Origin of the sequence: Mycobacterium sp. B14F4 (assembly GCF_039871645.1) — a bacterium.
Lineage (GTDB): Bacteria > Actinomycetota > Actinomycetes > Mycobacteriales > Mycobacteriaceae > Mycobacterium.
Genome location: NZ_JBDPMF010000014.1, coordinates 73431 through 97924 on the forward strand (window position 1 = coordinate 73431; position 24494 = coordinate 97924).

General features: G+C 69.8%; 19 protein-coding genes, 1 tRNA gene and 1 pseudogene. 6 read left to right on the plus strand and 15 right to left on the minus strand.

Annotated features, from left to right (window positions below; all coding sequences use genetic code 11):
* Positions 1-10 precede the first annotated feature (10 nt).
* The 5 genes and pseudogenes from ABGB19_RS25685 to fdh form a co-directional block, all read right to left on the minus strand.
* Positions 11-820, minus strand: a complete 810-nt coding sequence (locus tag ABGB19_RS25685; RefSeq protein ID WP_347688819.1) for a DUF1206 domain-containing protein — start codon at positions 818-820, stop codon at positions 11-13.
* Positions 821-877: 57 nt separating this feature from the next.
* Positions 878-1090, minus strand: a pseudogene (locus ABGB19_RS25690) (alpha-ketoglutarate transporter); the annotation flags it as partial.
* Positions 1087-2025, minus strand: a complete 939-nt coding sequence (nrfD, locus tag ABGB19_RS25695; protein ID WP_347688820.1) for an NrfD/PsrC family molybdoenzyme membrane anchor subunit — start codon at positions 2023-2025, stop codon at positions 1087-1089. The gene nrfD and the pseudogene ABGB19_RS25690, both read right to left, overlap by 4 nt.
* On the minus strand, positions 2025-2909 hold the full coding sequence (locus tag ABGB19_RS25700; protein ID WP_347688821.1) for a 4Fe-4S dicluster domain-containing protein: 885 nt from the start codon (positions 2907-2909) through the stop codon (positions 2025-2027). The genes nrfD and ABGB19_RS25700 overlap by 1 nt, the downstream gene beginning before the upstream one ends.
* Positions 2906-6178, minus strand: coding sequence for a formate dehydrogenase (gene fdh, locus ABGB19_RS25705; protein WP_347688822.1), 3273 nt, complete (start codon positions 6176-6178; stop codon positions 2906-2908). The genes ABGB19_RS25700 and fdh overlap by 4 nt, the downstream gene beginning before the upstream one ends.
* Positions 6179-6406: 228 nt before the next feature.
* Here fdh and ABGB19_RS25710 point away from each other — a divergent pair, with 228 nt between their 5' ends.
* Both ABGB19_RS25710 and ABGB19_RS25715 read left to right on the plus strand, forming a co-directional pair.
* Complete coding sequence (locus tag ABGB19_RS25710; protein WP_347688844.1) at positions 6407-7252, plus strand: glycoside hydrolase family 16 protein; 846 nt, start codon at positions 6407-6409, stop codon at positions 7250-7252.
* A gap of 50 nt (positions 7253-7302) precedes the next feature.
* Positions 7303-8763 carry a hypothetical protein gene (locus ABGB19_RS25715; protein ID WP_347688823.1) on the plus strand — a complete coding sequence of 487 codons (1461 nt, stop codon included), beginning with the start codon at positions 7303-7305 and terminating at the stop codon, positions 8761-8763.
* A gap of 4 nt (positions 8764-8767) precedes the next feature.
* Here the strand turns inward: ABGB19_RS25715 and ABGB19_RS25720 are convergent, their stop codons facing one another.
* The 3 genes from ABGB19_RS25720 to selA all read right to left on the minus strand — a co-directional run bounded on the left by ABGB19_RS25720 (position 8768) and on the right by selA (position 12449).
* Entirely contained in the window at positions 8768-9322 is a 555-nt protein-coding gene (locus ABGB19_RS25720) for a hemerythrin domain-containing protein (RefSeq protein WP_347688824.1), read from the minus strand.
* Positions 9323-9489: 167 nt separating this feature from the next.
* Positions 9490-11181 carry a SelB C-terminal domain-containing protein gene (locus ABGB19_RS25725; protein WP_347688825.1) on the minus strand — a complete coding sequence of 564 codons (1692 nt, stop codon included), beginning with the start codon at positions 11179-11181 and terminating at the stop codon, positions 9490-9492.
* Entirely contained in the window at positions 11169-12449 is a 1281-nt protein-coding gene (gene selA, locus ABGB19_RS25730; RefSeq protein ID WP_347688826.1) for an L-seryl-tRNA(Sec) selenium transferase, read from the minus strand. The genes ABGB19_RS25725 and selA overlap by 13 nt, the downstream gene beginning before the upstream one ends.
* A 45-nt stretch (positions 12450-12494) precedes the next feature.
* Between selA and ABGB19_RS25735 the strand changes: the two genes are divergently transcribed.
* A complete protein-coding gene (locus tag ABGB19_RS25735) occupies positions 12495-13016 on the plus strand; it encodes a DUF488 domain-containing protein (RefSeq protein WP_347688827.1) in 522 nt (173 codons plus the stop codon).
* 101 nt (positions 13017-13117) lie between these two features.
* Here ABGB19_RS25735 and ABGB19_RS25740 read toward each other — a convergent pair.
* Positions 13118-13212, minus strand: a tRNA-Sec gene (locus ABGB19_RS25740).
* A 38-nt stretch (positions 13213-13250) separates the two neighbouring features.
* On the opposite strand from ABGB19_RS25740, the gene selD reads away from it, so the two are divergent.
* Positions 13251-14243, plus strand: a complete 993-nt coding sequence (gene selD, locus ABGB19_RS25745) for a selenide, water dikinase SelD (RefSeq protein ID WP_347688828.1) — start codon at positions 13251-13253, stop codon at positions 14241-14243.
* Positions 14244-14319: 76 nt separating this feature from the next.
* On the opposite strand, the gene ABGB19_RS25750 is transcribed toward selD, so the two are convergent.
* The 5 genes from ABGB19_RS25750 to ABGB19_RS25770 all read right to left on the minus strand — a co-directional run bounded on the left by ABGB19_RS25750 (position 14320) and on the right by ABGB19_RS25770 (position 19696).
* Positions 14320-14526, minus strand: a complete 207-nt coding sequence (locus ABGB19_RS25750; protein ID WP_347688829.1) for a cold-shock protein — start codon at positions 14524-14526, stop codon at positions 14320-14322.
* Positions 14527-14632: 106 nt separating this feature from the next.
* A complete protein-coding gene (locus tag ABGB19_RS25755) occupies positions 14633-15130 on the minus strand; it encodes a DUF5994 family protein (protein WP_347688830.1) in 498 nt (165 codons plus the stop codon).
* Positions 15127-15258 (minus strand): hypothetical protein, encoded by a 132-nt coding sequence (locus ABGB19_RS25760; protein ID WP_347688831.1) that lies wholly within the window; start codon positions 15256-15258, stop codon positions 15127-15129. The genes ABGB19_RS25755 and ABGB19_RS25760 overlap by 4 nt, the downstream gene beginning before the upstream one ends.
* Before the next feature lie 140 nt (positions 15259-15398).
* Positions 15399-17207, minus strand: coding sequence for a bifunctional serine/threonine-protein kinase/transporter substrate-binding domain-containing protein (locus tag ABGB19_RS25765; RefSeq protein WP_347688832.1), 1809 nt, complete (start codon positions 17205-17207; stop codon positions 15399-15401).
* A gap of 140 nt (positions 17208-17347) precedes the next feature.
* Positions 17348-19696 carry a CocE/NonD family hydrolase gene (locus tag ABGB19_RS25770; protein WP_347688833.1) on the minus strand — a complete coding sequence of 783 codons (2349 nt, stop codon included), beginning with the start codon at positions 19694-19696 and terminating at the stop codon, positions 17348-17350.
* A gap of 132 nt (positions 19697-19828) precedes the next feature.
* Between ABGB19_RS25770 and ABGB19_RS25775 the strand changes: the two genes are divergently transcribed.
* Positions 19829-20416: a hypothetical protein gene (locus ABGB19_RS25775; protein ID WP_347688834.1), complete on the plus strand. Its 588-nt coding sequence runs from the start codon at positions 19829-19831 to the stop codon at positions 20414-20416.
* Between the two features lies 1 nt (position 20417).
* Here ABGB19_RS25775 and ABGB19_RS25780 read toward each other — a convergent pair whose 3' ends face one another.
* Positions 20418-21815 carry a cytochrome P450 gene (locus ABGB19_RS25780; protein ID WP_347688835.1) on the minus strand — a complete coding sequence of 466 codons (1398 nt, stop codon included), beginning with the start codon at positions 21813-21815 and terminating at the stop codon, positions 20418-20420.
* 140 nt (positions 21816-21955) lie between these two features.
* Between ABGB19_RS25780 and ABGB19_RS25785 the strand changes: the two genes are divergently transcribed.
* Positions 21956-24331, plus strand: coding sequence for a flippase-like domain-containing protein (locus ABGB19_RS25785; protein WP_347688836.1), 2376 nt, complete (start codon positions 21956-21958; stop codon positions 24329-24331).
* Positions 24332-24494: the final 163 nt, after the last annotated feature.

Sequence of the window (24494 nt, forward strand, 5' to 3'; positions counted from 1 at the left end):
AAACGCAGCGTCACATGCGGGAGTAACGGGTGAGCGCGAAGCTGTACAGGCCGTAGGCGGCGAAACCCGCCGCCGCGAGCAGCAGAACCGCACCGCCGAGTTGGGCGTGGCTGACGGCCTTGACCGCGGCGTCGAGGCCGGTCGCCCGGGCGGGATCGCTCAGGTAGGTGGCCACGATGACGCTGAGGCCGGCGGCGAAGAGCACCGATCCCTCGGCGACGTGTCCGCACACCCCCAGGGCGGTGATCAGGCGCCCGCACGGTTCGGTGAGATCGTGGAGGAATCTCCTGCTGGCGCCCTTGTGGACGTAGTAGCCGCCGATCACGGCCATCACCAGGCCCACGACGACCAGGACCGCCTTGCCGCCGTCGGACTGCATCAACCGCGCGCTCAACCCAGCCGTCTGCTGGCTGCCTCGTCCGGTGGCGCCGAGCGCGAACTGCACGGCGGTGAAGGCCACCGCGAGGTAGACGAGCGCCAGGCCGAACGCCTTGAGCCTGTTCATGACCGGTGAGCGGCGCGAATGCGCGTCGGGTCGTTCGCCGGGATGCAGGCCGAGCATGGTCTCAGCGAGCCGCCACAGCGCGAGCGCCAGGAGGCCGGCCGCGACCACCCACAGCGACCAGGCGCCGCCGCTCTCGCGGGCGAGGGTGGTCAGCGCACCGCTCTGGTCGGCGTGGCCGCCCGAGCCGAGCGCGATCCGGGCGATCAGGTAGGCGATCAGCAGGTGCAGCACTCCGCTGATCGGATATCCGGCGCGGGCGAAGCAGCGCACGGCACGGCTGTCGGTGGCGCGGTTCACCGCACCCTTGACGCTCATGCTGCATGGTTCCCGGACATGACAGGGCGAAACGCGATATCGAACAGGAGTTCAGCGAACGAACGTGACGGCGAAGATCGCGTACACATATTCGGTGGAGTTGTTCTCCGACTCGTCGAAGAACTGGGCGTCGAAGTACGGTGCGAACACCGTGTAGATGTAGACGTCGTACCACTCGACGAGGTTGCCCGACGAGCCGCGGATCGTGTTCCAGATCGCCCGTCGGGTCTCGGCGGCGTTCGACTTGGGCGCTTCGGTCGTCGTGGTCATGGTCGTTTGGCCTCCAGCCTTTCCCGCTGCGGCACAACCACATACTTGGGGTCCTGGGTCGACGCGACGCCGGCTTCGAACACCCCCAACCGCTGCAGCGCGCTTCCGACGAGCAACGCCGCCCCGGACACCGCCACCACCGCGCGACGCCTGCCCGCGACAGCGCCGATCGCTCCCCCGACCGTCAGCGCCTCCGACAGCTGACGCAGCCGATGCGGCCTGCCCGCCGTGTACGCCTCACCCACCACGCCCAACTGCCGCTCCATCACCCGCGACGCGGCGATCTCCAAGCCGGCGCCCAGCACGGCCATCCGGCGCGCCGGGCCGCTCTCGGCGTGAGGCGCCAGCAGCATGCCGAGTCCGCCACCGCTCGCGGCGGCCGAACCCGTGAACACGAACGGCAGATACGGGTGCGCCTCCCGCCACGCCGGAACCGCCGTCTGCGACAACAGAACCGCCGTGTACGACGCCACGCCTGGCGCCGTCGCCGCCGCCCAGACCCCGGCAGGCCGGGCCAGCCGGCGCACCCACCGCCCCAGCGTCGTGCGGGCCAATCGGCCCGGCATCAGTTCCGCGACCCCGGCCAGTCCCGCGCCCGGCCCGTACGCGGACAACATCCAGGTACCCACGCTCATCGGCGAGCTCGGCTTGGCCACGCGCAGCATGTGGTGGAACCGCTCCGGGCGGCCCAGGTCGCCGATCAGGAAGTACAGGCTCGCCAGAATGCTTGTCAGCGAACCGATCCGGCTCACCTTGCGCAGACCGGGCCGTCCCGTCAGGTCCGCGCCCGCCGCCAGCATCGCCGAACCCGCCGACAACCCGCCGGAGAACAGGTACGCCGCGATCATCCAGTTCCACACCGGCTTCTTGAGGATCGGCCGCCCGTAATAGGACCGGAACTCGGCTTTCGGCACCGCCAGCTGTTCGCGCGGCATCAGCGGCCCTTGCCGACGAACGCCGACACCGCCAGCCCCACCAGCGCCGACGCGGCCATCCCCGCGTACCGCCACATCGCGGCGGCGTCGCGCGTCGGCACCACCGGATCCGGCGGCAGCCCATACACTTCCGGCTCGTCGAGGAGAAGGAAGAACGCGCCGTCACCGCCGACACCGTCGTTCGGGTCCTCACCGTAGAGCCGGGCCCGAGTCACGCCGCGCGCGTGCAGGTCCTCGACGCGGCGCGCAGCCCGCTCCCGCAATTCGTCGAGCTCGCCGTACTGGATCGAGTCCGTCGGGCACGCCTTCGCGCACGCCGGCTCCATCCCGTCGCGCAGCCGGTCGTAGCACAGCGTGCACTTCCACGCCCGGCCGTCGCCCTCACGTCGTTCGATCACCCCGTACGGACAGCCCGACACGCAGTATCCACAGCCGTTGCAGATGTCCTGCTGCACAACGACAGTGCCGAACTCCGTGCGGAACAGCGCACCCGTCGGGCACACGTCCAGGCACCCCGCGTGTGTGCAGTGCTTGCACACATCGCTGCTCATCAGCCACCGGAAGTCCGTTCGCGTCTCGGTGGCCATCGCCTCACCCGGCCGTTCGAAACCGGGCATGCCCAAGTCCACTGAGGCGGGTTGCTCGATGAACGCCACGTGCCGCCACGAGTTCGCGCCCAGCTCACCGGTGTTGTCGAACGACATGCCCAGCAGGTTGAACCCGTCGTCGGGCACCTCGTTCCACTCCTTGCACGCCACCTCGCACGCCTTGCAGCCGATGCACACCGACGTGTCGGTGAAGAAGCCCATCCGCGGCGGGTGCTTTTCGTAGCCGGCGTCACCGGCGACGTCGTGCAGCGGGCCGTAGAAGCTGTTCTCGCTCATGGCGTGTCCTCGGTGTGGTCATGCGACCGCTTCGTGGTGTCCAGGTCCGTGCCCGTCTTCTCGGTGATGCCCGCCCGCTCCCGGTACAAGCCGATGTAGGCGAGCAGCGCCGGACCCCGCGGCCGTCGGCCGGGCTGGATGTCGCACGTCGCGACCTTGCTCTCCTGGATGAACACGTTGGGGTCCGCCACCACGCCCAGCAGGTCGTTGACGACGTCGCCGTCGATCAGCCCGACGTTGCCCCAGTGGTACGGCATCCACACCTGGTGCACCACCCGGTCCTCGATGCGCAGCGGCCGCATCCGGTCCGTCACGAACACCCGCGCGTCCACCGCCGACCGGCTGGTCACCACATGCGCCCAATCCATGTGTGTCAGGCCGCGTTCGGCCGCGAGCTCGGGTGACACCTCCACGAACAGGGCCGGTTGCAGCTCCGACAGGTAGGACAGCTGCCGGCTCATTCCGCCCGCGGTGTGGTGCTCGGTGAGCCGCGCCGCGGTGAAGACGAACGGGAACACCTCGGTGTGTGCCTCCGGCCACGACGGATTCGACGGGTTGTCCGCGCGCCCGTAGACCTTGCGGGCCGGATTGCCCTGCTGCAGATAGAAAGCGTTGCGCACCGGCGACTCATGCGGTTCGTAGTGGGTGGGCAGTGGTCCGTCGAGCACGCCGCTCGGCGCGAACAGCCAGCCCTTGCCGTCGGCCTGCATCACGAACGGGTCGTCGCCACGCAATGCCTCGACACCGACCGCGCCCTGGGGCGGCCGGTAGTCCGGCGGCTTGTTCTTCTCGAAATCCGGTACGTCGTAACCGGTCCACTCACTCTTGTCGGCGTCCCACCACACGAGTTTCTTGCGCTCGCTCCACGGCCGGCCCTGCGGATCGGCCGACGCCCGGTTGTAGAGCACCCGGCGGTTCATCGGCCACGTCCAGCCCCACTCGTTCTCGTAGGGCCCCTGCTCCGTATGCGGCTTGCGGCGCGCGGCTTGGTTCACCTCGTCGGCGTAGACACCGCTGTAGATCCAGCAACCGCACATCGTGCTGCCGTCGGCCGTCAGCGACAGGTAGTTGTCGACGGCGCGGCCCGTCGTGAGGTCGACGCCGTTGATGCGGCGCAGCACGTCCTCACCCGACGGTTCGTCGCCGTCCATCTCGTAGTCCCACGCGAGGTCGAGCAGCGGGCGGTCCCGCTCATCCGTTGAGGCGGAGAGTTTTTCGCGTAGAATCCGGCCGAGGTGGTAGAAGAACCACAGCTCCGAGCGGGCGTCGCCCGGCGGCTCGACGGCCTTCTCGCGCCACTGCAGCATCCGCTGGGTCTGGGTGAAGGTGCCCGCCTTCTCGACGTGCGATGCGGCGGGGAAGAAGAACACCTCGGTGCGGCAGGTCTGCGGGGCGATCTCGCCGGTCTCGATCTCCGGGGCGTTCTTCCAGAATGTCGCGCTCTCGATCTCGACGAGGTCGCGCGCCACCAGCCAGTCGAGGTTGGCCATCCCCAGGCGCTGCAGTCGCCCGTGCGCCGATCCGACGGCCGGGTTCTGGCCCAGCAGGAAGTAGCCGAATACCTTGCCGTCGACCATGTCCATCACTGTGCGGTAGGTGCCGTGGTCGCCGTTGATGCGGGGCAGGTAGTCGAAGCAGAAGTCGTTGTCGGCGGTGGCGTGCTCACCCCAGTACTCCTTGAGCAGCGACACCATGTACGCATCGGCGTTGTGCCAGAAGCCTTTCTGGTTGCGGCTCTTGATGTCGTCGAGGTACTCGGCCAGCGTCTCGTGGCCGGCACGCGGCATCGCGAGGTACCCCGGCAGCAGGTTGAACAGCGTCGGCACATCGGTCGAGCCCTGGATGCTGGCGTGCCCGCGCAGCGCGAACACCCCACCGCCCGGCCTGCCGATGTTGCCCAGCAGCAACTGGATGATGGCGCCGGCGCGAATGAACTGCGCGCCCAGCGTGTGCTGCGTCCAGCCGACGCTGTACACCAGCGCAGCGGTCCGCTCGCGGCCTGAGTTGGCCGCCCACGCCTCGGCGATCTCGAGGAACTCCGCGGCGGGCACGCCGCACACCCGCTCGACCATCTCGGGGGTGTAGCGCGCGTAGTGCCGCTTGAGGATCTGGTAGACGCAGCGCGGGTCCTGCAGCGTCGGATCGTTCGGGATATCACCGACGTCGCCTTCCAGCGGCGGCCCGCCGGAGCCGGATTGGTATGGCGTGCTGCGCTCTTTGCCGCTCGCGCCGCCGCTTTCGTCTTCCGGATCGGTGGACTGGTACTGCCAGGTCGACGTGTCGTAGGACGCGGTGTCGGGGTCGTAGCCGGAGAACAGCCCGTCGAGGTCCTCGGCGTCCTCGAAGCGCTCGTCGACGAGGAACGACGCGTTGGTGTAGGTCGTGACGTACTCGCGGAAGTCCAATTCGTTGGACAGGATGTGGTTGATCACCCCGCCGAGGAACGCGATGTCACTGCCCGCCCGCAGCGTGAGGTGCTGGTCGACCAACGCGCTGGTACGGGTGAAGCGGGGGTCGATGTGCACCACCCGCGCGCCACGCGTCTTCGCCTCGACGACCCACTGGAAACCGACCGGATGGGCCTCTGCCATGTTCGAGCCCATGATGACGATGAAGTCCGAGTTGGCGAGGTCCTGCTGGTAGTCCGTCGCCCCGCCGCGACCGAAGGAGGCTCCCAGACCGGGAACCGTGGCGCTGTGTCAAATACGCGCCTGGTTCTCGATCTGCAGCGCGCCCAACGCCGTGAAGAGCTTCTTGATCAGGTAGTTCTCCTCGTTGTCCAGCGTCGCACCGCCGAGGCTGGCGATGCCCATGGTGCGGCGCAGCGTGTTGCGGTCGGCGTCGAACTGCTGCCAGCCCTTCTGCCGGGCGTCGAGCACCCGGTCGGCGACCATGTCCATCGCCGTGTCGAGGTCGATCTCCTGCCATTCGGTCGCATATGGCGGCCGGTAGCGCACCTTCGTCACCCGCTGCGGCCCGGTGACCAGCTGCTTGCTCGCAGATCCCTTGGGGCACAAGCGGCCTCGCGAGATCGGGCTGTCGGCGTTGCCCTCGATCTGGATGACCTTCTCGTCCTTGACGTACACCTTCTGCGCGCAGCCGACCGCACAGAACGGGCAGACGGAGTGGGCGACGCGGTCGGCGTCGGCGATGCGCGGGGTGAGGCCGGCCGACCGCGGGGACTGCGCGGCCTGGCCGCGGCCCAGCCGGTCGCCGCCGGTGAGTTGCCGGTACACCGGCCACGACTCGAACACCCGCTTGATGCCCATAGCCGTCCTCCCTACCCGAAGTCGACCCGACCTGCGGTTTCGCGAGAGTTACACCAGGGTCGTGGTTCGGCGTCGCACCACAGCCCTGGTGTACACCTCGCGAGGGTGACGGAGACCCCGCTGCGCCGGCGTCACTACGAGCCTAAAGGTGACCGGCCGAATCGGCGGCGCGTGCACGAACTTCTCGTGATCATGCGCTCAACCCTTTATGGTTCCTAGGTGCCACAAATCGATCGCCGCAGCTTGATGAAGATGACCGGCGCCGCCGCACTCGGCGCCGCCGCCCTGCCGACAGCCATGGCCAACGCATCGCCGGTCCGGCCGTCCCCACCCACCCAAGACCCACCTGATGCCGGGGTCGGACCCTATCTCTTCGTCGACGAGTTCGACGGGCCGACCGGCTCGGCGCCCGATCCGGCGAAGTGGACCGTGCAGAGCTGGGACGACCCGGTCAACCCGCCCGTTATCGGGCATTACCGCAACGACCGCCGCAACGTGTTCATCGACGGCAACTCGAACCTTGTGCTTTGCGCCACCAAAGAAGAAAACCAGTACTTCAGCGGCAAGGTGCTCAGCAACTTCCGCGGGCAGATCAACACCACCTGGGAAGCGCGGATCAAGTTCGACTGCATGTTCCCCGGCCTGTGGCCCGCCTACTGGCTGCTGAACCAGGACCCGCTGCCCGACGGCGAGGTCGACATCGTCGAGTATTACGGCAACGAGGCATGGCCGCCCGGGACGACGGTGCACGCGGCGTCCAACGGCAAGACCTGGGAGGGCAGGTCGATCCCCCAACTGGTGGACCCGGCCTGGCATACCTGGCGAACCGAATGGACCGAGGACGGGTTCCGCTTCTGGCGCGACTACGTCGACGGCGCCGAGCCGTACTTCACCGTTCCGGCGGTCCCCATCCAGGTGCACGGCAGGCCCGGCGACCTGCGGTGGCCGTTCGGCAAGCCCGGGTACTGGCTGCAGGCGATCTTCAACCTCGCGGTCGGTGGCTCGGGTGGCGGCGATCCCACCCGGGCGCCCTACCCGTCGGTGATGCTCGTCGACTACATCCGCGTCTGGTAGACGCCTCCGGGCCCGGCCGGCTGGCCCGGCTGGACCCGCTCATCGTCGCCGTGTTCGGCGCCGCGGTCAGCCTCGCGGGCGCCGCGCGGCCGTCGTTCTGGTACGACGAGGCGGCGACGATCTCCGCCTCGTACAGCCGGTCGCTGTCCGAGCTGGGGCAGATGGTGGCCGACGTCGACGCCGTCCACGCGCTGTACTACCTGCTGATGCACGGCTGGTTCGCGCTCGTGCCGCCCACCGAGTTCTGGTCGCGCGCGCCGAGCGGCCTGGCCGTCGGGGGCGCCGCCGCGGGTTTGGTGGTGCTCGGCAAGCAGTTGTCGTCGCGGACCGTCGGCGTGACGGCCGGTGTGCTCTGCGCGATCCTGCCGCGCGCGACGTGGGCGGGTATCGAGGCGCGGCCCTACGCGTTGTCGATGATGCTCGCGGTGTGGGTGACGGTCGCGCTGGTGTACGCGACGCGGTGGCTGGTGTGGTGGGCGTGGGCGGTGTACGGCGTCCTGCTTGCGGTGTCGATCCTGCTCGAGGTGTATCTGGCGCTGCTGGTGTTCGTCCACATCGTCTTCGTGCTCGGCTTCCGGCGCACACGGCCGGTGGTGGTGCGGTTCGCGATCGCGTCGGCGGCGGTGGTCGGCGCCACGGCGCCGTTCGTCGCGGTGGTCGCCGGTCAGGCCCAGCAGATCGCCTGGATCACGCCGATCGGCAGGCGAACCGTCGAAGACGTTGCAGTGCAACAGTATTTCGACCGCAATCCGTATTTCGCGGCGCTGGCCGCGCTGCTGATGGTGGCGGCCGTCGTGGTGTGGGTGGTCAGCGAGCGGTTGACGGGCGGCGCCCGCGAAGCGGTCGTGCTGTCGGTCGCCTGGCTGGTGATCCCCACGGCGCTGATCGTCGCGTGGTCGGCCGTCGCCGACCCGCTGTACACGCCGCGCTACCTGTCCTTCACCGCGCCGGCGATGGCGCTGCTGCTCGCGGTGTGCATCGCCGCGCTGTCCCGCTCGACGTGGGTGACCGTGGCCGTCGTCGTGCTCTTCGGTGTCGTCGCCACGCACACTTACGTTGTGGTGCAACGCGGTCCGTACGCCAAGTACGGGATGGACTACAGCCAGGTGGCCGACCTGATCACCGCAAGGGCCGCCGCCGGTGACTGCCTGTTCGTCAACGACACCGTGACGTTCCATCCCGCACCGATGCGGCCGCTGCTGGCCGCACGCCCGAACGCCTATCGCGACCTGGTCGACGTCAGCCTGTGGCAGCGAGCTGCCCAGCAACGCAACGTCTTCGACACCAACCTGATTCCGCAGGCGTCGGTCGGGCCGCTCGAGCGGTGCACCACCGTGTGGATCCTCACGCAGGCCGACCCCGGCGCGCCGACACACGAGGCCGGCGTGGCGATTCCGCCGGGCCCCCTGTTCGGCGGCACCCCGACGTTCGCCGTCTCCCACGACATGGGGTTCCGGCTGGTCGAGCGGTGGCAGTTCCACCTGGTGCAGGTGATCCGGTCGGAGCGCTGAGCCCTCAGGTGGTGCGGCCCGACAGCGCGTCGCGGAGCCGGTCCACCAGACCGGCGCCCGGAGCGAGGATCTTGTTGGCCGGCGGACGATCCGGCGCCAGCGGATGCGGCCGGGTGGGCGCCATGGCCTTGGCGCGCTGGAACTTCTCGCTCAACTCCTGCAGTTCCTCGGGCGTGCAGGCGTCGCGGAGTTCGGCGAGCAGATCGTTCTCCTCGTCCTCGATGTGGTGTCGGATCTCGCCGATGAGCTTGCGCACCAGGTCGTCGTACCGCGAATCGTCTTTGCCTGCCTTCTCGATGGCCTTCATGATCTCCTCGGCCTCGGCGTGCTCCTCGAGCTCGTGATCGGTGACCTCGTCACCGTTGGACAGCACCTTGCGCGCGGCCGGATAGAGGTACTGCTCCTCCGCGACGGCGTGCCGCACGATCCCGGCGATCACGTGCTCGACCAGGTCCGGCTGGGTGCGGGGATCGCCGCCGGATTCGATCTGGGTGAAGACGCTTTCGAACTCACGGTGGTCGGTGATGATGTCGTCCACGATGTTGCCGGTGTCGGCCATGTAAACCTCCTCGATTGACGCGGGCGTACCCCGGCGCCCGGCGGCTAAACCGGAACCATGGTCGCGGGCGTCGGTCGGGGGTCATGTGCCGCGCCGATGCCAAGGACGAGATTGCACTCAGGGCTGCGATGAACACCCACGGCCCTCTGTGCGATCTCGACCGTGGGCTATGTGACGACCGTGCGGGTTCCATCGGGATCCCGCCGCGTAAGGCGCCGCGCGTCAAGCAGTTCCAGCAGCGGGATCGCCACACGCCGCGTGGTGTGCAGAGCGCGCTTGGCCTCGGCGGCGGTGAACGGTTGCGGCAACGCGCGCAGGATCTCGGCTGCGCGCTCGACCGCGTCGGCCCCGAGCATCACTCCGTCGGCGATCCTCGCCAGTCGGCCCGCCCGGACGGCGGCGGCCAGCTCGCGCGGCCCGAGTTCGAGGCCGACCAGTTCGTCGGCCTCCGGCGCGCGGAACGGCTCGGCGGCCAGCCACTCCTCGACGGTGCGCACCGCCTTGTCGACGCGCTCGGGCAGGCCGGCACCGGGCTGTCGCACGACGCCGTCACCCACCTGCAGACCCGTCCCCTCCAGCAGCGGTCCCAGCAGTTCGGCGGCGGGCAGCCCGGATCGTTGACGCAGCGTCCCGAGCGGCATGCCCGCCGCGATGTCGTTGTCCGCGGACCAGTCTCGGACGGCCGCCATCATCTGCCTGCGGCGCGCGGCCCACCACTGCTCGTCGACCACCCAGTCGCCGATCCGCGCGCCGCTCGTCTCGAAACCCATGGCGCGCAACTCTTCTGCGCGGGCGCACGGCGGCCGGGCCACCCGCCCGGTGGCCAGTTCCTCGCCCCGGTCCCTGGCCGCCCCGCGCCGCCGCAGCGCCGGCGGGCGCACATCGAGAACCTCGACGCCGGCCGCGATGCGGTGCTCGCCGGGATCGCGCAGCAGGCCGATGTCGCCGACACGCAGGGGCAGCGGTCGGGCCAGCCGCAGCCGCGCCCCGGCCTCGCCGAGGGGACGCACCTGCACCGGCACCGCGGCCGACCCGATGTGCAGCGTCAGTTGGCGATGCAGTTCACCGGAATGCCTGAGCAGGGCGTCGATCTCGGTGGTGTCGAGCCACGCACCGGGCGTGCGTAGCGTGTCGCCGCGGCCGATGTGCCCGCGCTCGACACCGCGCAGGTTGACCGCGACCCGCGCCACCGCGCCCACCTCGTCGCGGTCCCGGCCCAGCGACTGCAGCCCGCGGACGGTGACGCGTCCGCCGCGGTGTTCGAGTTCGTCGCCAACGCCGACGGTTCCCGCCGCCAGCGTGCCCGTCACCACCGTGCCCGCGCCGCGCACCGTGAACGACCGGTCCACCCACAGCCGCACGTCGGCGCCGCGGTCCGGGGCGGGCAGCCGGTCGACGAGCGAGATCAGTTCGGCGCGAACATCATTCAGGTCTGTGCCGAGCGCGATCGGCGAATCGGGGAGTCGCTGCCGCGCCTGTGCGATCGCGTGGTCGGGGTCGGCGAGGTCCGCCTTGCTGATCACCACGAGCACATGCCGGGCGCCCAGCGCCCGCAACGCGTCGAGATGCTCGTCGGACTGCGGCATCCAGCCCTCGGTCGCGGCGACGACGAACATCACGGGGCTATCCCGGGGCATCGGGCCACACCCGGCGAGCATGTTCGCCACGAACCGCTCGTGTCCCGGGACGTCGACGAACGCGATGTCACGCCCGTCGAACCGCGCCCAGGCGAACCCGAGGTCGATGGTCAGCCCGCGGCGCTGTTCCTCGGCCAGGCGGTCGGGCCACATCCCGGTCAGCCGTTCGACGAGCGTGGACTTGCCGTGGTCGACGTGACCCGCGGTGGCTACGACGAACATGCCCGCACCGCCCGGACCAGCAGGCCGTCGTCCTCGGGTGCGACGGTACGCAGGTCGAGCAGGCAGCGGCCGCCCTCGAGCCGTCCCACCACCGCGGGCGTGCCGGTGCGCAGCGGCGCGGCGTACGACTCCGGCAGGCTCACCGCGGCGCTCGGCAACTCGACACCCGGTGCGCCGCCACCGCCGACGGCCGCGATGCAGTCGACGGCCACGCAGTCGGGCAGCTGGGCCGCCAATCGCGCTGCGCGGGAGCGTAATTCGTCGATATCGGCCTGCAGCGCCTCGACGACGGGAGGCGGCGGACCGGCCAGCGTGGCCTCCAGCGCCGCGAGGGTGAGCTTGTCGACGCGCAACGCCCGCGCCGCCGGATGCCGCCGCAGCCGCTCGACGAGGTCCGCGGCGCCGAACAGCAGGCCCGCCTGCGGCCCGCCGAGCAGCTTGTCCCCGCTCGCGGTGACGAGGTCGGCGCCGTCGCGCAGCATCGACGTGGCGTCGGGTTCGTCGGGCAGCAGCGGGTGCGGTGCCAGCAGACCGGACCCGATGTCGACGACCAGCGGCGTGTCGAGGACGGACAACTCGCGCACGCTCACCGCGGAGGTGAACCCGCTGACGGCGTAGTTCGACGGGTGCACCTTGAGGATGAAGCCGGTGTCCGGGCCGATCGCGTCGGCGTAGTCGCTCGGGTGGGTGCGGTTGGTGGTGCCGACCTCACGGATCCGCGAACCGGTCGACTCCATCAGCGCGGGCAGCCGGAAGCCGTCGCCGATCTCGATCAGCTCGCCGCGGCTGACCACGATCTCCTTGCCCGGCGCCAGGGTCATCGCGGTGAGCAGCAGCGCAGCGGCGTTGTTGTTGACCACGTGCACGCCGCCCGCGGCCGGCACCGCCCGCGCCAGGGCGGCGAGCGCACCGCGGCCGCGGCGGGCCCGTCGTCCGGTCTCCAGGTCGAACTCGACGTCCGTCGCGCCGCTGGCCGTGATCACCGCATCGACCGCCGCCGCCGACAGCGGCGCCCTGCCGAGGTTGGTGTGTACGACGACGCCGGTCGCGTTGATCACGGGCCGCAGGCTCGCCGCGCAGGCGGGCAGCGCGGCCACCGCGTCGTCGGCGACCTGCTCCGGGGCGATCTCGCCGGCGCGGGCCCGCTGCTGCGCCTGGGCGACAACGGTTTTCACCAGCTCGCGGCCGAGCACCCGGGTGGCGTCGACCAGACGCGGGTCGGCGAGCAACGCGTCGGTGCGCGGCACACTCCGTCGCGGGTCGTCCATGGCTCAATCATGGCAGGCGGCCACTTTTGCGGGTATATCGATGGGATGCTGACATCGGTGGGCCACGGCGCGCTCCGTCGAGCCGAATTGGTGCGACTGCTGCAGGGCGCAGGCATCGAGGCCCTGGTGGACATCCGCCGGTTTCCGAACAGCAGGCACAACCCCGACGTCGAGAAGGACGTCATCGCCGCCTGGGCGGCCGAAGCCGGGCTGGACTACCGCTGGGAGGCCCGCCTGGGTGGCCGACGGACGCTGCCCGCCGGGTCAGAGCCCGAGGACACGTGGTGGCGCGTCAGGCAGTTCAGCGCCTACGCCGCCTACACCCGGACCGCGCCGTTCGGGGACGCGATGGGCGAGCTGATCGAGCAGTCGGACCGCAGGTCCACCGCGATGATGTGCAGTGAGGCGGTGTGGTGGCGCTGCCACCGCCGCATCCTCGCCGACGTGGCGGTGATCGCGTGGTCGGAGCCGGTCTTTCACCTCATGCACGATGGGCGGCGGGTTGCCCACGCGCCGTCGGACGGGGCACGGTTGCGCCCGGACGGCCACCTCGTCTGGGACCTGTGACCGGGTTCTGACCCCGCTGCCCAGTGTGAAACCGTTGCGAATTCCTGCTCGTTTTCTCGCAGTGGTTTCACACTCGGCGGAAGGCGGCCGGACGGTGGGAATGGCGGAGGCGGACGGGAATCGAACCCGCCAGCGACAGGATCTGCCGCTCAGCGATTTTGAAGACCGTGCCGGTCACCAGACCGGATACGCCTCCCTGGCCCACGGACCGATCATGCCAGGCAGCATGGAGGGATGACGTACCGCTTGACCCAGTACGCCCACGGCGGCGGCTGCGCCTGCAAGATCCCGCCCGGTGAGCTCGAGGACGTGGTCCGCGGGCTGACCGGCGCCGCGCCGCGCGACCCGGCCGGCGAGCTCCTGGTCGGCCTCGACGACGGGGACGACGCGGCGGCGGTGCGCATCGACGGCAATGTCGCGCTGATCGCGACGACGGACTTCTTCACCCCGGTCGTCGACAACCCCTACGACTGGGGCCGCATCGCCGCGACCAACGCGCTGTCGGACGTCTACGCGATGGGCGGGCGGCCGGTCGTCGCGGTGAACCTGCTGGGCTGGCCGCGCGAGACGCTGCCGTTCGAGCTGGCGGCCGAGGTGCTGCGCGGCGGGCTGGACGTCTGCAGCGTTGCGGGCTGTCACCTGGCAGGCGGCCACAGCGTCGACGACCCCGAGCCCAAGTACGGCCTGGCGGTCACCGGGGTCGCCGACCCGGACCGGCTGCTGCGCAACGACGCGGCCAAGCCCGGGCTGCCGCTGTCGTTGTCCAAGCCGCTGGGGGTCGGCGTGCTCAACAGCAGGCACAAGGCCACCGGCGAGACCTTCCCGGAGGCGATCGCGGTGATGACGACGCTGAACGCCGCCGCCGCCGAGGCAGCGCTGGCAGCGGGGGTCGAAAGTGCCACGGACGTCACGGGTTTCGGCCTTCTCGGCCATCTGCACAAGCTCGCTCGCGCCAGCGGCGTCACGGCGGTCGTCGACGCCGCGGCGGTGCCCTATCTCGACGGGGCCCGCGATGCGCTGGGCTCGGGGTATGTCAGCGGCGGCACGCGGCGCAACCTCGACTGGGTGCGGCAGCACATCGACGTCACCGCCGTCGACGGGGACGAGGCGCTGCTGCTGGCCGACGCGCAGACCTCCGGCGGCCTGTTGATCGCCGGGGAGATACCGGGCGCGCCAATCATCGGCGAGCTCGTGCCGCGCGGCGAGCACTCGATCGTCGTGCGCTGACGGGCGCCACGACCTTGAAAACGAAGAGTGGGGGGGCGGGGGGCCCCCCCCCCCCCCCCACTTCACGAAGTCTTTGTCAGACGACGGCTGTCACTCCGACAGCCTGCGGACCCTTGCCGCCCTGCTCGATGTCGAACTGGACGCGCTGGTTCTCCGCGAGTGTGCGGTATCCGCTGCCGCGGATCTCGCTGTAGTGGACGAAGACGTCCTTCGAGCCCTCATCCGGAGCGATGAACCCGAAGCCCTTGTCTTCGTTGAACCATTTGACGGTTCCCTGTGCCATACTTCCAACTTCTCTCATGTGATTCGGATATCGAGAGATATCCGCCTCCAGGATAGCACGACGGATGTTCGCACTCAGAATCGACTGGTGCACAAGGGTTTTCGGTTCACTTCGCTGCGGTATCGGTCATGCAGTTCGTCCACTCCAGGCTCTGCGCGCGCGCTTCGCCGACCACCTTGTTGGCGGCTTCCGACCACTGGCCGTTCTGGTCCTTGCCCAGCATCGACCTGCCCGACGCGCATCGCATCACCATGATGCCGAGCGCCGGCGTCGTCATATGCGGAACCACAAGGAGTTTGGCCGACGCCGAGCGGCCGACGACCATCATCAGCCGGTGACGCCGACGGGGCGCGGCGACCTTCCTCGAAGCGACACCGTTGAGGATGGAGTCGAAGTCGAGCACGCCCTCGGTGGCTGCCCAATTCACCCGCAGGTCGACGATCTCGCCGAGCGGTTTGTGCAAGGCCTCGATCAGACCGGGCAGTTCGCCCGGCACCGAACCGGTATGGGGCCACCACGCCCCGTCGAGTGAAGTTCCCAGTTCATGTGCCAACACCAGCCTGACGGGCCGAGCCAGTCGACGCGTACCCGTCAAGCCGTTCATTGCGTCGGCTTAGCGGAGGGCGTTTTGCCGTCGGAGAACTCGGGGTTCTTCACCGGCTCGGTCTCGGAACGCTTGTTCGAGACGAACTCGGGCTTCTGGGGATGGGAGAACAGATCAGACGACTCCATGAGCAAGTCCTTAACTACGGGCGGCGGTCGGTGGGACCCATTGCGCACCGTCACGATGAAAACCGGTTGGCTCGGCCGAACCGGGAAGGTCTACCTCAACGGTACACGGCGCGGTGCAGGGCGGTCGCGCGGGCGGGTGGTCAGCGGGTCGCGCCGTTGATCACCGGCGTCGAGATCATGCCTTTCTCGACACCCCACATCACCGCGATCGTGCGGTACTCACCCGTCGAGATCAGGTGCGCCAACGCCTGCCGCAGCGATTCGGCCAGCGCGGAGCCCTTGGCCACCGGCCAGCCGTACGGTGCGGAGTTGTAGACGTCGCCCGCGGGCTCCAGCGCACCGCCGGAGGTCTTGATCGCGAACCCAGTGACCGGCGAGTCGGCGGCCATCGCGTCGACCTCGCCGTTGATCAGGGCGGAGTTGAGGTCGTCCTGGCTGACGTAGACCACCTTGTCGATCGGCGCCTTCCCCGCGGCCACGCAGTCCTCGCTCCTGGCCGGGATCTCCTCGGTCTCCTGCAGGGTCGCGTACGACACCCCGATGCGCAGCCCGCACCCGTCGGCCGGGGTGATACCCGAGCCGGCCCGCTGCGCCCACATGGTGCCCGCCTGGTAGTAGGTGACGAAGTCGACGGCCTGCTCACGTTCCTTGGTGTCGGTGAACGACGACATGCCGAGGTTGAAGTCGCCCGCGCGCACCGACGGCAGGATCGCCTCGAACGCGGTCTCGCGGTACTCCGGCACCAGGCCCAAGGTCCGCGCGACCGCGTTCATCAGGTCCACGTCGAACCCGACGATCTGGCCGTTGGCGTCCTTGAACTCATTTGGCGCATAGGGAACGTTGACGCCGATGATCAACCGCCCCGACGACCGGATGTCCTCGGGCACCGTGGCGGCGATCGACTCCACCGCGCCGGGTGCCGCCACCGGCGTCGCCGTCGAGGAGCTTTCCGCGACGCTCGCGGGCCTGGTGTCGCTGCGGCCGGGACCGCCCCGCCACTGCAGCACACCGAACGTGCCAAGGGCGGCGACCAGCAGCACCGAGGCGACCGCCGCCAGCGCCCGCCGCGACGCCCGCGTCCTGGTCGGCGAGGCCCGCCGCGCGGCGTGCCTGCCACTGCCCGCGGTGCGCACCGGCGTGTTCAACGCCCGCCGTGCGGCCTCGGCCAGCTCACCGGCCGTCTGGTAGCGCTTGGCGGGCTTCTTGGCCATGCCCTTGGCGATGACCTCGTCGAACGCCGCCAACCGCGGATCGATGGTCGAGGGCCGCGGCACCTCCTTGGTCATGTGTCCGGCGATCTGCTGCTCGAGGCTGTCGGCCGGATACGGGCGCACCCCGGTCAGGCACTCGTAGAGCACGCAGGTCAGGGCGTAGATGTCGGCGGTCGCGTCGACCGGCTTGCCCTCGAAGCGCTCGGGGGCCATGTAGGCCATGGTGCCCAGCGTGCTGCCGGCGGTCGTCAGCCCCTTCTCGCCGGCGGTGCGGGCGAGGCCGAAGTCGATCAGGTACACGAATTCGCGTTCGGTGATCAGGATGTTCGACGGCTTGATGTCGCGGTGGATCAGGCCTGCCCCGTGTGCGGCGTCCAGCGCCGTGGCCACCTGCTCGACCACCTTGACCGCCAGCGCCGCGTCGATCGGCTTGCCGGTGTCGCTCAGGATGGTGCCGAGGTTGCGGCCCTCGATCAGCCGCATGTCGAGATACAACCGCCCGTCGATCTCGCCGAAGCCGTGGATGGGGACGACGTGCGGGTCGTTCAGCCCGGCCGCGGCCTGGGATTCGCGGCGGAACCGCTGCTGGAACGTCTCGTCGGCGGCCATGCTGGGCGGCAGCACCTTGAGCGCGACGATGCGGTCGGTCCTGGTGTCGTAGGCGCGGTAGACCTCACCCATGCCGCCGCGCCCTATCAGCTCCCGCAGCTGGTAGTGCCCGAAAGGTGTCGCATCCACCGTGTTAACTCCTCGGCGGCCAACCCCGCATCGGTGTGTCGATTGAAGTTACCGCAGCTTTGCCAGGAAATCTTAATAGTCGCCGACGCCGATTTCGCAGTGGAGGAGGACGCCGGCCACCGGGCGAGCAATTGCCATGGTCAGGCTGCCGTGACCACCTCGACGGTCGACGGGGTCAGCACCGTCGCCGCATCCGCGGTCGGCAGCGAGAGGTTGATGCTCGACACCGTGAACGTCCCCAACGACCGGAACGTCTGGTACTGCACGGCCGACGCGACGATCTGCAGCGTCACCGTCTGGCCGGGTGCCAGCGTCTGCGCGATCTGCTCCAACGAGACCGTCGCGACGCGCGACTTGCCGTCCAGCACCACCGGAATCGGCGTGACCTGGTTGCCCAGCACCAAACCCGTTGAGTCGTCGACGAGTTGGGCATACACGTGATCACCGATACCGACGCCGGAATAGGTGAACTCCAGCTGTGGTGCACCGACGAGGTACTGGGTCGTCGCCTGCTCGGGCAGCGTCAGTTCGACGGCGTTGGGGGCGTCGGCCGCGGACAAGATCCCCAGCAGTAGGCCGATCGGACCAGCCTGCAGCGCACGGAGATTCGGTCCCGATCCGCCGATCAGAGGTAACAGCGGGATCGCCTGCCTGCCGACGGCCGTGACGTCCAGTGACGATCCCGGCTTGACCGGGTAGGTGTCGGAACCGAAGACCCGCCCGTGCTGGTCCACCCACTCGAACTGCGGGCCCGTCGGGACCGGTTCACCCTTCACGTAGCGGTCGAGCCAGTTCATCGTCGCCCGCTCGATCAGCGTGCCGTCGTTGGCGCTGCTGATGCACGCGCCGTGGCCGCCGCAGAACCACACCACCTTGGTCGGAACGCCGTTGGCGAGCAACACTTCCGCGTTCTCGTGCGCCTCCTGCAACGAGAAGAGGGTGTCCACGGTGCCCTGCAGCAGCAGGGTGGGCGCGGTGATCTGCTCCAGCAGCCTGTCGGGGCTGCGCTCGTCGAGGAAGTCCACCTGGTCCTCGGTGAGCCGCCCGGTCAGCAGGCCGGTCGCGACCGCGAGGTAGATGTCGGTGTTGGACCGTGAGCCGGTGAGGAGCAGCGCCGCGGTGAGGATCGCGCCCCAACTCGTCTTGGTCGAGCGGGCCTTGTACAGCGAGCTGTTGAGGTTGTTCCAGGCGATCGTCGGGGCGATCGCGTCGACCCGCTTGTCGATCGCCGCGGTGACCAACTGGATCCCGCCGCCGTACGAGGCGCCGACCATCCCGATCCGCGGATCGCCGGGGGCGTCGAGTTGCACCTCCGGCTGAGTGGCGAGCCAGCTGATGATGGCCTTCATGTCCTGGCCCTCGTAGTCCGGATGGTCGATCTGCAGCACACCGCCGGACTGCCATTCCCCGCGTGGGTCCCACGTCACGACGTTGTAGCCGCTGCGCAGCAGCGGGGCCATGCCGATGACCTGGTTGGGCATGAACGGGTTGTCCTCGGCGATCGGGTTGGTCTCCCCGGGAAGGCCGAGGCCGGGACCGTTGAGGATCGTCGGCGCGAGCTTGCCCTTGTTGGCGCCCTGTGCCGGGAAGAAGTGGACGTAGATCGGGGTGCCGTCGGCCGAGTAGACGATGACGTCGCGCGGCGTCGTGCCGCCGGTGAAGCCGATCGGATAGCCGATGAGCGGATGCAGGATGTCGCCGATGAACGGCACCTGCTTGATGATCGCGACGACGGGCGTGACCACCAGCGGCCCGAAGACCGGCACGTACTGCAGCGGCGTCAACAGCGGGACGGACGGGATCGCGACGACGGGCCGCTCCGGCTCGGCGGCGAGTTCGCGCCGCGCCGCCGCGGCCAGCGTCCACACCATCGGTGTGTCGACGGGTGCGGCGGGGCCGTCATCCGCACCGACGAACGGGCTGACCAGCGCCGTGACGAGGCTCGAAACCGTCGCCGTCACAGCGTCTTTCGGGGCGGATACCGGCTCGGCGCGGTCATCGCGTTCGGCGACTAGCGGTTCGACGACCTCACTGACGACGGGCTCGCCGGCCGATGGCGCCGGGTCGGCGGAGAGTTCCGAGTCTCCGGCGGGCTGGGGGTCCTCGGCGGGCTGGGGGTCCTCGGGGGCCTGCTGCGAAGACGTCGCGATGTCGGCCGTGTCATCACCCTGATCGGTGGTTGGCTCGTCGGCCTCGTCGGCTTTCCACCGCTTGTTCGAGCGTTTCGGCGGAGTCGACGGGTCATCCTGCTCGTCGGTGTCATCCTCCGGGGACGCCTCGGCCTCGTCGGTGTCGGTGGCGTCGTCGTCGGCCGAGGTGTCCGGCGACTGGGAGTCGGTGGAGGCCGATGTGTCCGCCGGGGCCGACGTGTCCGTCGTGGACGTCCCGCTCTGCGACGTGTCGCCCGTTTCGGCCGCCGCCACCCCCTGCCCCATCAGGACCGCCGACCCGATACCCAGCGCGACCGCCAGCCCGCCGATCCGACCCACAAGATTCCCCGCGCCCATGTCCAAGGTATTTACCGGTGTTGCCGAGCGCCCGTCCCGGTTTCTCGGCGAATCGCGGCAGGTTTGAACGCTGCGCGGTCGTCAATTCCCGCTTCGAAGCACCGAGGAGGCGCCATGCAGACATTCACCTTCGCGTGGTGGCGGTGGCGACTGGCGCAGGCGTTCGGCCGCAATCCGCTGGTGCGGACCACCGACCGCATCGAAGCGCTCGCCATGGCGATGGCCGTCGCCGCCTGCCTGATCGCCGTTCCCGTCGCGGCCGCGCTGGCCACGGCGATCCACGACGAGCGCGGCCGCGCCTACGCGACGCAGCTGGAGGACCTGGAGAGGGTTGTCGCCACGGCGACCAGGGACAGCGTCCCGTTGCCGCGGTCTCAGGTGACGGTCGTCGAGGCCCGCTGGCAGTACGGCGGCGTGCAGCGCGCCGAGCGCTTCCAGTGGACCGAGCCGGTGCGCGCGGGCCAGACCATCGACGTCTGGGTGCACCCTGACGGTCGGCGGGCGGCGCAGATGGATCCGTGGTGGCGAGCCGGCGTGGAAGCCGCGGTGGCCGGCATCTCGTTCTGGCTGGCGGTGGCGGCGACGGCGGCGCTGATGGTCGGTCTGGCCCGGCCCTGCCTGCGGCGGGTGCGCTACGCGGCGTGGGAGCGCGACATCGCCAGCCTCGCCGACGAGGGCGGCACTACCAACAGGCGCCCCTGACCTAGGTCGGCGTCGCCGGTGACGTGCCGGCGGCGGCGGGACACGAGGCAGCCGGTCCCGCCGCCGTCGGCTCAACCGCCTTCCTGGCCGTGACCGTGATCCGCGCGCCCCGGTGCGGGGTCATGATCACGTGCTTGATCCGCGCGCGCTCGCCTGCGGCGGCGGTGGTCTGCAATTCGACCCGCCGCAACACCTCGCGCAGCACGACGCGCATCTCCACCATCGCGAAACCCGCACCGAGACAACGCCTGTTGCCGCCGCCGAACGGCAGCCACGTCGTCGGGCTCAGCGTCTTGCCGACCATCCGGTCGGGATCGAACCGGTCGGGATCCGGGTACAAGTCGGCGTCCTCGTGCACCAGCGTGATGCTCGGCACGAGCATGATCCCCGCGGGCAGGCGGTGGCCGGCCACCTCCACCGGTTCGGTCAGGATGCGGCCGACGTCGGGGACCACCGGGCGGATCCGCAGCGTCTCCTTGGCGATCGCGTCGAGGTACTCGTCGTCGCCGTCGTCGGCCGCGCGCACCGCCTTGGCGAGGATGTCCGGGTGCCGGGTCAACCGCTCCAACGCCCAGGACAGCCCGGTCGCGGTGGTGTCGTGGCCCGCGACGAGCAGCGTCATCAACTGGTCGCGCAGTTCGCGGTCGCTCATGGCCGACCCGTCGCCGGGGCCGTCTTGGATGCCCGCCCGCACCAGCATCGCCAGGGCGTCGGTGCGCTCGGCCAGGTTCGGATCCGCGCGGCGCTCGGCGATCTCCTCGTAGAGCAACGCGTCGGCGACGGCGATGTTGCGCCGCAACCCGCGCCACGGCCCGTACTTCTGCAGCTTCGGCTTCGCGATGGCCAGCGACGCCCACGGCCCCACACTCAGCAGCCGCGGCATGACCTCGCGCAGCGCGGCCAGGCGGGCCGGCTCGCTGGCGCCGATGACCGTCCGCAGGATCACCTCCAGGGTGATCTCCGACATCTTCGGCGCCACCGCGAACGGCCGGCCGACGGGCCAGCCCGCGATGTTGTCCGCGGCGATCTCGGCCATCACCTGCGCCTGCCGAGCGACGGCGTCGCGGTGGAACGGCGCCATCATCAGCCGGCGCCGGTCGCGGTGCACGTCGTCGTCGACCACCAGCACCGAGGTGTCGCCGAGCAACCCGGCCAGCATCGAGTTCGCCTCACCCGCATGGAAGATCCGCGGGTCGCCGGCGAACACCGTCTTGATGTCGGCCGGGTCGGCCAGGTACACCATGTCGCCCATCACCGAGTTACGGATGGAGAACACGTTGCCGTAGCGGCGTCTACACCAGGCCACGTACTCGGGCCACCAACGCATCATCACCATCAACTGGACGGCGGAGGGGATCCGAGGGCCGGGCGGCAGAGTCGACTCCGTTGTTGTACTCATGCCTAACAGCGTACGAGCGAGTGCCCGTAAACGGAATAGGCGGCGGCCCCCGAGGCGATACGCCATCGGGCCCGATCTGCGGTTAAGTTGTCGGCGGGTCGCTACCGACGCGGCCACTGTTCGGAGAAGATCGTTGACACATGCGCGTTGACGGGCGGGACATCACCGTCTCGGGCGACCTGCTGCAGCCGCTGACCCGCCGGACCAACGACATCATCCGCGTGGCGCTGGCCGGGCTGTTCCTCGCCGTCGTCATCACCAGTTCGCTGATCACCCGCAACGAGTGGGTGGCACTCGAGCAGTCGATCTCCGAGATCGTCGCCGTGCTGACCCCCACCCAGGCCGACCTCGTCTACCTGGCCTACGGCATCGCGATCATCGCCCTGCCGTTCGTGATCCTGGTGAGCCTGGTCGTCTCGCGGCAGTGGAAGCTGCTCGGCGCCTACGCCGCCGCCGCGGCGATCGCCGGGCTGGCCCTGTCCGTCAGCGGGTTCGGCCTGACGGCGCCGCGCTGGCACTTCGACATCTCCGACCGGCTCGACACGTTCGCCTCGCAGTTCGTCGACGACCCGCGCTGGATCGCGATGCTCGCCGCGGTGCTCACCGTGTCGGGGCCCTGGCTGCCCGCCCGGTGGCGGCGCTGGTGGTGGGCGCTGCTGCTGGCGTTCGTGCCGATCCATCTGGTCATCAGCGCCGTCGTGCCCGCCCGCTCGCTGTTCGGCCTGGCCGTCGGCTGGTTCGTCGGCGCTCTCGTCGTCCTCGTCGTCGGCACGCCCGGGCTGGAGGTGCCGCTGGACAGAGCCGTGACGGCGATGGCCCGCCGCGGGTGCGTCGTCTCCGGCCTGACCGTGCTGCGGCCCGCGGGCGCCGGACCGCTGGTGATGGATGCGACGTGCGAGGGCCAGCAGTCAACCGCGGTGATGGAGTTGTACGGGCCGCATCAGCGCGGCGGCGGCGTGCTGCTGCAGCTGTGGAGCAAGCTGCGGCTGCGCGACCGGGAGACCGCGCCGCTGCACGCGTCGATGCGCCGCGCCGTCGAGCACCGCGCGCTGATGGCCATCGCGATCGGCGAGCTGAAGGTGGCCAACATGTCGACCATCGCGGTCGCCGCGCTGGACCGCGGCTGGACGCTGTACGCGCACACACCCGTGCGCGGTGTGCCGCTACGCGAATGCGTCGACGCGATTCCCGTTGCGCGGGTGTGGGAGTCGCTGGGTGAACTGCACGACTGCCAGATCTCTCACGGCGATCTGCGCAGCAGCGAGATCACCGTCGACGACGACGCCGTGCTGTTCGGCGGGTTCGCCGACGCCGAGTACGGCGCCACCGACGCCCAGCTGCGATCCGATATCGCCCAGCTGCTGGTGACGACGACATCCCTTTACGACGCACCATCCGCGGTGCGCGCCGCGATCGACGCGTTCGGCAAGGACACGGTGTTGCTCGCGTCGCGTCGGCTGACCAAAGCCGCTGTGCCACTGGGCATTCGACAGGCCGTGACCGACGCCAAGGGGGTCATCTCCACCGCCCGCGACGAGGTCAAGCGCCAGACCCGGGTCGACGAGATCCGCACCGAGACGGTGACCCGGTTCACCCGCAGCCAGCTGATCCAGCTGGTGCTGCTGATCGCCCTGGTCTATGTCGCCTACCCGTTCATCAGCTCGGTGCCGACCTTCATCACCGAACTGCGCACCGCGAACTGGTGGTGGGCGATGCTGGGCCTGGCGGCGTCCGGGCTGACGTACCTGGGCGCGGCCGCGGCGCTGTGGACGTGCGCGGACGGCATGGTCAAGCTGTGGGGGCTGGTCGTCATGCAGGTGGCCAACAAGTTCGCCGCCACCACGACGCCCGCCGGTGTCGGGGGCCTCGCGCTGAGCGCTCGCTACCTGCAGAAGGGCGGCGTGAGCCCGATGCGCGCCACCACGGCGGTCGCGCTGCAGCAGTCGGTCCAGGTGATGACCCACATCGGGCTGTTGATCTTCTTCAGCGCCGCGGCGGGGGTTTCCGCCAACCTGTCGCGCTTCGTGCCCAGTGCCACAGTGCTGTATCTGGTCGCCGGCCTGCTGCTGGGTCTGATCGGCACGTCGCTGCTGGTGCCGAAGGTGCGACAGTGGCTGGCCACCGCGGTGCGGCCCCGGCTGCAGGAGATTGTCGGCCACCTGGTGGAGCTGGCCCGCGAGCCCCGGCGGCTGGCGGTCATCGTCCTCGGTTGTGCCGCAACGACTCTCGGCAACGCGTTCGCGCTGTGGGCCGCCATCGAGGCGTTCGGTGGTGACACGTCCTTCATCACCGTGACGGTGGTGACGATGGTCGGCGGCACGCTGGCCTCGGCCGCGCCGACGCCGGGCGGGGTCGGCGCCGTCGAGGCCGCGCTGATCGGTGGGCTCGCGGCGTTCGGCATGCCCGCCGCGGTCGCCGTGCCGTCGGTGCTGCTCTACCGGGTGCTGACGACGTGGCTGCCGGTGTTCGTCGGCTGGCAGGTCATGCGCTGGATGACGAAGAACGGCCGCATCTGACTGCGTCGAAACTGAACTTGTGCAGGTAAATCCACCCCTCAAAGTCAAGTGGTTAGTGCAATGCGGCTACGCGGCTTGGTCGAGGAGGGCGGCTAGGCGTTGGGCTGGAGTGTCGAGATTCAGGGTGGGTCGGGGTCGGCTGTTGAGTTTGTCTTGGACCCGT